Origin of the sequence: Jatrophihabitans sp. (genome assembly GCF_051960575.1) — a bacterium.
Taxonomy (GTDB): domain Bacteria; phylum Actinomycetota; class Actinomycetes; order Mycobacteriales; family Jatrophihabitantaceae; genus JBQCEE01.
Window position 1 is genome coordinate 1 of record NZ_JBQCEE010000040.1, and the last position, 8,635, is coordinate 8,635.

6 protein-coding genes and 3 pseudogenes are annotated in these 8,635 nt (G+C 71.3%); 7 read left to right on the plus strand and 2 right to left on the minus strand.

The window, feature by feature from the left end; all coding sequences use genetic code 11:
• Positions 1–237, minus strand: a pseudogene (locus ACTHMS_RS01880) (TrbI/VirB10 family protein); the annotation flags it as partial.
• Between the two features lie 128 nt (positions 238–365).
• On the opposite strand from ACTHMS_RS01880, the pseudogene ACTHMS_RS01885 reads away from it, so the two are divergent.
• From ACTHMS_RS01885 to tatA, 4 genes and pseudogenes are all read left to right on the plus strand, one after another.
• Positions 366–929 (plus strand): annotated as a pseudogene (locus ACTHMS_RS01885) (tRNA (adenosine(37)-N6)-dimethylallyltransferase); the annotation flags it as partial.
• On the plus strand, positions 917–1,792 hold the full coding sequence (gene dapF, locus ACTHMS_RS01890; RefSeq protein ID WP_440304985.1) for a diaminopimelate epimerase: 876 nt from the start codon (positions 917–919) through the stop codon (positions 1,790–1,792). The pseudogene ACTHMS_RS01885 and the gene dapF, both read left to right, overlap by 13 nt.
• Before the next feature lie 56 nt (positions 1,793–1,848).
• Positions 1,849–3,312: a GTPase HflX gene (gene hflX, locus ACTHMS_RS01895; RefSeq protein WP_440304986.1), complete on the plus strand. Its 1,464-nt coding sequence runs from the start codon at positions 1,849–1,851 to the stop codon at positions 3,310–3,312.
• A gap of 96 nt (positions 3,313–3,408) precedes the next feature.
• Positions 3,409–3,717 (plus strand): Sec-independent protein translocase subunit TatA, encoded by a 309-nt coding sequence (gene tatA, locus ACTHMS_RS01900; RefSeq protein WP_440304990.1) that lies wholly within the window; start codon positions 3,409–3,411, stop codon positions 3,715–3,717.
• 90 nt (positions 3,718–3,807) lie between these two features.
• On the opposite strand, the pseudogene lexA reads toward tatA, so the two are convergent.
• Positions 3,808–4,638, minus strand: a pseudogene (gene lexA, locus ACTHMS_RS01905) (transcriptional repressor LexA); the annotation flags it as partial.
• A gap of 192 nt (positions 4,639–4,830) precedes the next feature.
• Here lexA and ACTHMS_RS01910 point away from each other — a divergent pair.
• The 3 genes from ACTHMS_RS01910 to ACTHMS_RS01920 all read left to right on the plus strand — a co-directional run.
• On the plus strand, positions 4,831–5,265 hold the full coding sequence (locus ACTHMS_RS01910; RefSeq protein ID WP_440304987.1) for a LysM peptidoglycan-binding domain-containing protein: 435 nt from the start codon (positions 4,831–4,833) through the stop codon (positions 5,263–5,265).
• 254 nt (positions 5,266–5,519) lie between these two features.
• On the plus strand, positions 5,520–5,984 hold the full coding sequence (gene nrdR / locus ACTHMS_RS01915) for a transcriptional regulator NrdR (protein WP_440304988.1): 465 nt from the start codon (positions 5,520–5,522) through the stop codon (positions 5,982–5,984).
• Positions 5,985–6,102: 118 nt separating this feature from the next.
• A partial coding sequence (locus tag ACTHMS_RS01920; RefSeq protein WP_440304989.1) for a vitamin B12-dependent ribonucleotide reductase occupies positions 6,103–8,635 on the plus strand: 2,533 nt, incomplete at its 3' end.

Here is an 8,635-nt window from a genome sequence, read left to right on the forward strand (position 1 = left end):
GGAATCGAGGCCGGTGATGAGGCTGGCGGATATGATGCTGCCCGCCATCACCTCATAAGGCGAGACCGGGGTTTGCAGGCCGTGTCCATCGTAGATGCTATCGGTGGCGTTACGGCTTGCGAAGTCGATCTTGCGCTGCTGGGCGTTTTGGTCGCTGTCGGGATCGAGGGCGAGCTTGTCGCCCTTGTCGGCAGGCGTGGTGTCGAGGGGCGCGACGGCCGGAGCGGCGGGTGCCACCGCGCTCGCAGGCGGGCGGGCTGACGTTTGCACCAACACCCCCGATTCTCGCGCCTGGTTTGCTTGCTGGGCGAGCTGCTGGCGCGCCGCTTCGGCGGCTTGCTCCCCCGGTGTGATCGTCGGTGGCGCCGGAGCGGCGCCCCCGCCTGCCCGCCGCGGGGCAGGCCCGCGGCGCGCCCGCGCTGCACCGGCGGCTGGCCGGCGTCGACCCGGCGGCCGCGGCGGCGATCCTGCCGTCGAACGGGCGCCGCATCGTCCGGGCGCTCGAGGTCGTCGAGCTCACCGGACAGCCGTTCCTGGCCCGCATGCCCGGCTTCGAGAGCGTCTACGACACCGTGCAGCTCGGCCTCGACCGCCCCGATCTCGACGAGCGGGTCGCCGCCCGGGTGCACCGCATGATGGCCGCAGGCTTTCTGGACGAGGTGCGCCGGCTGCTGCCGAACGGCCTGCGCGAGAGCCCGACGGCCGGCAAGGCGCTCGGGTACGCGCAGCTGCTCGCCGTGCTCGACGACGAGGGCCGGCTCACCGGCGACCTCGACGAGGCCGTCGCCGTGACGATCCGCGCCACCCGCCGGTTCGCCCGCAGGCAGCGCTCGTGGTTCCGCCGCGACCCCCGCGTCCGGTGGCTCGACTCGTCGACGACCACGCTGGAAGCCGACGCACTCCGTACCCTCGAGGCATGCGGCTGGTGAAGGGGCACGGCACCGAGAACGACTTCCTGGTGCTGCCCGACCTCGACGGCGAGATCGACCTCTCGCCGGCGGCCGTGCGCGCCCTCTGTGACCGGCACGCCGGGCTCGGCGCCGACGGCGTCCTGCGGGTGGTCCGGGCCGCGAACGACCCCGAGGGCAAGCCGCTCGCGGACGAGTGCGAGTTCTTCATGGACTACCGCAACGCCGACGGTTCGGTGGCCGAGATGTGCGGCAACGGGATGCGCGTTTTTTATCGGTATCTCCAGCGCGAGTCGCTCGTTGGACAGGACGCCGCGGGGGCGACACGCCGCGGGATCGTGTGCGTGCGTACCGAGGAGGGCCAGGTCGAGGGCAACGTCACCCTGGCGCTCGGATCGCCCCGGGGCCTTGCCGCCCGGCCGGGCGCCACCGCCGCACCCCTTGCGCCCACCGGGGGAGTGGCGCTCGAGATCCCGAACCCGCACGTCGTCGTGCCGGTGCCGGACACCGACACCCTGGTCGCGCTCGACCTGTCGCGTCCGCCCGTGGTCGAGCCGCCGCTGCCGACCGGGCAGAACGTCGAGTTCGTCGTTCGCCTCGGCGAGCGGCACCTGCGGATGCGGGTGCACGAGCGCGGCGTGGGCGAGACCAGGTCGTGCGGCACGGGAATCTGCGCCGCCGCCGTGGCTGTTGCACACACCGACGGCGTCGGCGCCGACGGCAGCACGTGGACGGTGGACGTGCCGGGCGGACGCTGTCAGGTGGTCTGGCGCCCCGACGGCGCCGTCGAGCTCACCGGGCCGGCCGTGCTGCTGGCCGACATCGAGGTCGACGACGCGTGGCTGCGGCAGGCCGCCGGTTCCGATCTCTCCGCAGCCGGGTAAATCGCACCCCACCGGCTGCCACCATGAGAGGCACCAGGCCGATCCAGAAAGGCACCATGCCAGAACGCTTCAGCACCGACGTCGACGAGTTCCCCGACGTCCCCCTCGACGGTCGCTTCGACGACGACGCGGCCGCCTTCGGCACCGGCGAGTTCGAACTCGAGGAACGCCAGGCGCTGCGCCGCGTCGCCGGCCTGTCGACCGAACTCGAGGACATCACCGAGGTCGAGTACCGGCAGCTGCGCCTCGAGCGCGTCGTCCTCGTCGGGGTCTGGACGACCGGCACCCTCGTCGAGGCCGAGAACTCCCTCACCGAGTTGGCCCGCCTCGCCGAGACCGCCGGCTCGCAGGTGCTCGACGGCGTCATCCAGCGCCGCGACAAGCCCGACCCCGCCACCTACATCGGCTCGGGCAAGGCCAAGGAACTGCGCGACATCGTCGCCCACCACGCCGCCGACACCGTCATCTGCGACGGCGAGCTGACGCCCGGCCAGCTGCGCCAGCTCGAGGACGTCGTCAAGGTGAAGGTCGTCGACCGCACCGCCCTGATCCTCGACATCTTCGCCCAGCACGCCCGCAGCCGAGAGGGCAAGGCGCAGGTCGAGCTCGCGCAGATGCAGTACCTGCTGCCCCGCCTGCGTGGCTGGGGCGAGTCGCTGTCGCGCCAGGTCGGCGGCCGGGCCGCAGGCGGTCTGGGCATCGGCGGCCGCGGCCCCGGTGAGACGAAGATCGAGATCGATCGCCGCCGCATCAACCAGCGCATGGCGAAGCTGCGGCGCGACATCAAGGAGATGAAGACCGCCCGCGACGTCAAGCGCTCGTCGCGGCAGCGCGGCGCCGTCCCCAGCGTCGTGCTGGCCGGGTACACCAACGCCGGCAAGTCGTCGCTGCTGAACCGGCTCACCGACGCCGGCGTCCTGGTCGAGAACGCCCTGTTCGCCACCCTCGACCCGACCGTGCGGCGCAGCGAGACCGCCGACGGCCGCGTCTACACCCTCGCCGACACGGTCGGCTTCGTGCGGCACCTGCCCACGCAGCTCGTCGAGGCGTTCCGGTCGACCCTCGAAGAGGTGGCGGACGCCGACCTGCTGCTGCACGTCGTCGACGCCAGCGACGCCGACCCCGAGGCCCAGATCCGGGCGGTACGCGAGGTGCTCGCCGACATCGACGCCCTCGCCGTGCCCGAGCAGCTGGTCTTCAACAAGGTCGACGCCGCCGACGGCGACCTGCTGCTGCGGCTCAAGCGGCTCGCGGCCGACGCCCTGTTCGTCTCGGCGCGCACCGGCGCCGGGCTGGACGAGCTGCGCGAGGTCATCGAGGCGCGCCTGCCCCGACCGGCGGTCGAGGTCGACGTGCTGGTGCCCTACACGCGGGGCGACCTGGTGGCCCGGGTGCACGACCACGCCGAGATCCTCGCCAGCGAGCACACCGGCGACGGCACCCGGCTGCGGGCGCGCGTCGACCCGATGATGGCCGCCGAGCTCAAGCCGTTCGCCCTGGCGGCCGATCAACGTTCGTAGGCCCTCCCCAGGTCGTCCACCGTCCGTTCACCGGGACGCCGGCCCGCGAGCGCGTACCCTGGAGCCCATCGCCGTCCCACCGGCCGAGGAGATCGCATGGAATTCTTCAGTCCCGGGCACCTGATCGTCATCGCCATCGTCGCCCTGGTGCTCTTCTTCGGCTGGAAGCAGCTCCCCGACATGGCCCGCTCGCTCGGCCGCTCGATGCGGATCTTCAGGACCGAGATCAAGGGCATGAGCGAGGACGACAAGAAGCGGGCCGAGCACGCCGAGCGCACCGCCGAGCAGCCGAAGGCCATCGAGGCCCCGCGCGTCGTCGAGCCCGAGGGCGGGCTCGCCCACACCGTCGCCGAGACCGCGCCGAGACCGCGTCCGCGCCCGACCCCGCAGGGGTCGCAGGGCTGACCGGGCCCGCACGGCAGGGACGCCGTACTGCACGACCGAGGCCGGCCGCAACCGCGGCCGGCCTCGTGGGCTGTCGGGGTGGTGGGGGCAGAGGCGCCGCAGCACCGCCGTGACCTTGGCGAGGATGGTGGCCTCGTCGCCGGCGATGGGGGAGTAGGCCTCGTTGTGCGGCAGCAGCCAGACGTGACCGTTCTTGCGCTGGAAGGTCTTCACGGTCGCCTCGCCGTCGAGCATGGCCGCGACGATGTCGCCGTTGTCGGCCGTCGGCTGCTGGCGGACGACGACCCAGTCGCCGTCGGCGATCGCCGCGTCGACCATCGAGTCGCCGCTGACCTTGAGCAGGAACAGCGTGCCCTCGCCGACGAGTGCCTTCGGCAGCGGGAAGACGTCCTCGATCTGCTGCTCGGCGAGGATCGGCCCGCCGGCCGCGATGCGGCCGACGAGGGGGACGAAGACCGGCGCGTCGCCGCGCGGGGCCTCGGCGGTGACGGCCACGGCCCGGCGGGCCGCCTTGCCGCGGCCGATGCCGGTGCCACCGGTGCGCACGTCGACGGCACGCGGCCGGTTCGCGTCGCGGCGGATGAAGCCCTTGCGCTCGAGCATCGCCAGCTGGTGGGCGACGCTCGAGGTGGACGCGAGCCCGGCCGACTCGCAGATCTCGCGGATGCTCGGCGGGTAGCCCCGACGCTCGACCGAGTCACGGATGACGTCCAGGATCGCCTGCTGGCGCCGGGTCAGGCCGGTGACCGGGTCGGGGAGCTCGGTGACCTTCGGGCGTCCGGGCCGCCGGCGCTCGGGCTCGGCGGCGGGCAGGGCCACCACCTCGGCCTCGGGGGCGTCTGCGGCGCGCTTGGTGCGGCGCCCGGTGGTCGCGGCAGCGGCCGCGGCGGGCTTCGCCGGCTTCTGGGCCTTCGGCGGCATCGTCATCTCCTCACTGGAGTGGGTCTCGCGGGTTGATCGTCCGGCCCCGAACGCTAGTGCGAACGGTCACGAATCTCAAACATTTGTTCGAAGACACGCCGACGACCTGTTTCTTGTCAGAGGGTCCTGGTACACATTCGAAAAGGCGTTCTATCGAATGCCCGTTCGACCAGGAGCCAGGGAGAGCATGTCATGTCCGTCGCCTACGACCTCGCAATCTGCCCCGACGTGTCGCCGTTCCCGGCGGCGCCTCCGCCGGCCCGCGCGCCCCGGCCGGCGGGGCGCCGCCGCGGGGGTCGGCCGGCCTCCGTCACGTACCTGGTGCCGCCCGCTCGCACGACCACCTGGCGACTGACCCGCCGCGGCGTGCGGGTGGCGACGTTGGCCGTCGCGGTGCTGTGCCTGGCGCTCATCGCGCTCGCGCGGCACGACGCACCCGCGGCCTCGCCGTCCCACGCCGTCCCAGCCGGCTCGGTCGTCACCGTCGGGCCGGACGACAGCCTCTGGACGATCGCGACGCGGGTGGCGCCCGACCGCGACCCGCGCGCCGAGGTGGCCGACCTGCAGGCGGCGAACCACCTCCGCGACGACGTCGTGCGCGCTGGTCAGCAGCTCCGCGTCCCCTGATCGCCCGGGCTCTGGGGATCGGCGCGACGCGCCGGAACTGACCCTTGCGTGCTGCGCGTCACGTGGCTACCGTGACCCCTACATCTAGTAGTTACACTGATGTAAGTCATCCACATGATGGGTCCGGTTGTCCACAGTCTGGGAAGGCTGCACACAGGATCTGCACAAGGCGGTGCACAGCTCCGTGCACAGGCCGGCGGATTCCGGACATCACACGGCCGGTCGAGACGGACGCGGGAAGGAGGGGAACGGCGATGCGATGCCCGTACTGCCGCCACCCAGACTCGCGCGTCGTCGACTCCCGCGAGCAGGACGAGGGGCAGGTCATCCGCCGCCGTCGCTCGTGCCCCGAGTGCGGCCGGCGCTTCACCACCCTCGAAGAGGCGACCCTCGCCGTCATCAAGCGCAGCGGCGTCACCGAGCCCTTCTCCCGGGCCAAGGTGATCCACGGTGTGCGCCGGGCCTGCCAGGGCCGGCCGGTGGACGAGGACGCCCTCGCCCAGCTCGCCCAGACCGTCGAGGACACGATCCGCGCCCAGGGTGTCGCCGAGATCCCGAGCGACGAGGTGGGCCTCGCCATCCTCGGCCCGCTGCGTGAGCTCGACGAGGTCGCCTACCTGCGCTTCGCGTCCGTGTACCAGGCGTTCAGCTCGGCCGACGACTTCGCCAAGGCGATCGCCGAACTCCGCGCCGCTCGACCCACCACTGCTTCTCCCTGATCGGTTCCACCCCGGCCGCCCCTCCCGGGCCGGGCGCTCTGCGCTGTGCACCACCGCACGACACCGCACCATGCCGTCCCCACACCCCCGTCCGCAGCACGAAGGAAGGACCTGGCCCATGACCGAGGCCGACGTCACCGCATCCCCTGCTCCGCACTACTCGTCGCGCGGCCTGCGGGTCGAGCGCATCTACACGACCGAGGGCGTGCACCCGTACGCCGAGGTGACCTGGGAACGACGCGACGTCGTGATGACGAACTGGCGCGACGGGTCGATCAACTTCGAGCAGCGGGGCGTCGAGTTCCCGGACTTCTGGTCGGTCAACGCCGCCAACATCGTCACGACCAAGTACTTCCGCGGCGCCGTCGGCACCGAGGCGCGCGAGTGGTCGCTGCGCCAGCTGATCGACCGCGTCGTCGGCAAGTACCGCGCCGCGGGTGAGCAGTACGGCTACTTCGCGTCCGAGGTCGACGCCGAGATCTTCGACCACGAGCTGACCTGGATGCTGCTGCACCAGGTGTTCAGCTTCAACTCGCCGGTGTGGTTCAACGTCGGCACGACGTCGCCGCAGCAGGTCAGCGCCTGCTTCATCCTCGCCGTCGACGACACGATGGACTCGATCCTCAACTGGTACCGCGAGGAGGGGCTGATCTTCAAGGGCGGCTCCGGCGCCGGCCTCAACCTCTCGCGCATCCGCTCGTCGAAGGAGCTGCTGAGCTCCGGCGGCACCGCCTCGGGCCCGGTCAGCTTCATGCGGGGTGCGGACGCGTCGGCCGGCACGATCAAGTCCGGCGGCGCCACCCGGCGCGCGGCGAAGATGGTCGTGCTCGACATCGACCACCCGGACATCCAGGAGTTCGTCGAGACCAAGGCGCGCGAGGAGCAGAAGATCCGCGTGCTGCGCGACGCGGGCTTCGACATGGACCTCGGTGGTGCCGACATCACCAGCGTCCAGTACCAGAACGCGAACAACTCGGTCCGCGTCTCGGACGAGTTCATGAAGGCCGTCGAGCAGGGCACCGAGTTCGGCCTGCGCGCCCGCAGCACCCACGAGGTCATCGAGCACGTCGATGCCAAGGGCCTGTTCCGCTCGGTCGCGAAGGCGGCATGGGAGTGCGCCGACCCGGGCATCCAGTACGACGACACGATCAACGACTGGCACACCAACCCCGAGACCGGGCGCATCACCGCGTCGAACCCGTGCTCGGAGTACATGAGCCTCGACAACAGCTCGTGCAACCTCGCGTCGCTGAACCTCATGAAGTTCCTCGAGGCCGACAACCGGTTCGCGACCGAGAAGTTCGTCAAGGCCGTCGAGCTGATCATCACCGCGATGGACATCTCGATCTGCTTCGCCGACTTCCCGACCGAGGCGATCGGCACGAACACGCGCGCCTACCGCCAGCTCGGCATCGGCTACGCCAACCTCGGCGCGCTGCTCATGGCGTCCGGCCTGGCCTACGACTCCGACGGCGGCCGCTCGCTCGCCGCGGCGATCACCTCGCTGATGACCGGTGTCGCGTACCGCCGCTCGGCCGAGCTCGCCGGCATCGTCGGCCCGTACGAGGGCTTCGCCCGCAACGCCAAGGCGCACGCCCGGGTGATGCGCAAGCACGCCGCCGCGAACGACCAGGTGCGCCCGCTGCACACCAACGACCGCGCGGTGCTCGCGGTGGCCACGGAGGAGTGGCAGCGCGGCAACAAGATCGGCGAGAAGAACGGCTGGCGCAATGCGCAGGCCTCGGTGCTGGCCCCGACCGGCACGATCGGCCTGATGATGGACTGCGACACCACCGGTGTTGAGCCCGACCTCGCGCTGGTGAAGTTCAAGAAGCTGGTCGGCGGCGGCTCGATGCAGATCGTCAACCAGACCGTGCCGCGCGCGCTGCGCGTCCTGGGCTACCAGGAGGAGCAGGTCGAGGCGATCGTCGAGTTCATCGGCGAGCACGGCCATGTCGTCGACGCGCCGGGCCTGCGCCCGGAGCACTACGAGGTCTTCGACTGCGCGATGGGCGCCCGGGCCATCAAGCCCATGGGTCACGTGCGCATGATGGCCGCGGTGCAGCCGTTCCTGTCCGGCGCGATCTCGAAGACGGTCAACCTGCCCGAGACGGCGACCATCGAGGACATCGAGGACGTCTACTTCCAGGGCTGGAAGCTCGGCCTCAAGGCCCTCGCCGTCTACCGCGACAACTGCAAGGTCGGCCAGCCGCTGTCCGCGGGCAAGGACGCCAAGAGCAGCAGCACCGCCGAGGCCGAGGAGACGACCGCGGTCGTCGAGTACCGCCCGGTGCGCAAGCGCCTGCCGAAGTCGCGTCCGTCGCGCACGACGTCGTTCACCGTGGGCGGCGCCGAGGGCTACATGACGGCCGGCTCGTACCCGGACGACGGTCTCGGCGAGGTGTTCCTCAAGCTCGGCAAGCAGGGCTCGACCCTGGCCGGTGTCATGGACGCCTTCTCGATCGCGATCTCGATCGCCCTGCAGTACGGCGTGCCGCTCGAGACCTACGTGCAGAAGTTCACCAACATGCGCTTCGAGCCGGCCGGCCTCACGGACGACCCGGACATCCGCATGGCGCAGTCGGTGATGGACTACATCTTCCGGCGCCTCGCTCTCGACTACCTCGACTTCGACACCCGCTCGGCCCTGG

Coding starts and splice junctions, on each gene's coding strand:
- dapF (WP_440304985.1), top strand. CDS start 917: ATGCGGCTGGTGAAGGGGCACGGCACCGAGAACGACTTCCTGGTGCTG.
- nrdR (WP_440304988.1), top strand. CDS start 5,520: ATGCGATGCCCGTACTGCCGCCACCCAGACTCGCGCGTCGTCGACTCC.
- ACTHMS_RS01910 (WP_440304987.1), top strand. CDS start 4,831: ATGTCCGTCGCCTACGACCTCGCAATCTGCCCCGACGTGTCGCCGTTC.
- hflX (WP_440304986.1), top strand. CDS start 1,849: ATGCCAGAACGCTTCAGCACCGACGTCGACGAGTTCCCCGACGTCCCC.
- tatA (WP_440304990.1), top strand. CDS start 3,409: ATGGAATTCTTCAGTCCCGGGCACCTGATCGTCATCGCCATCGTCGCC.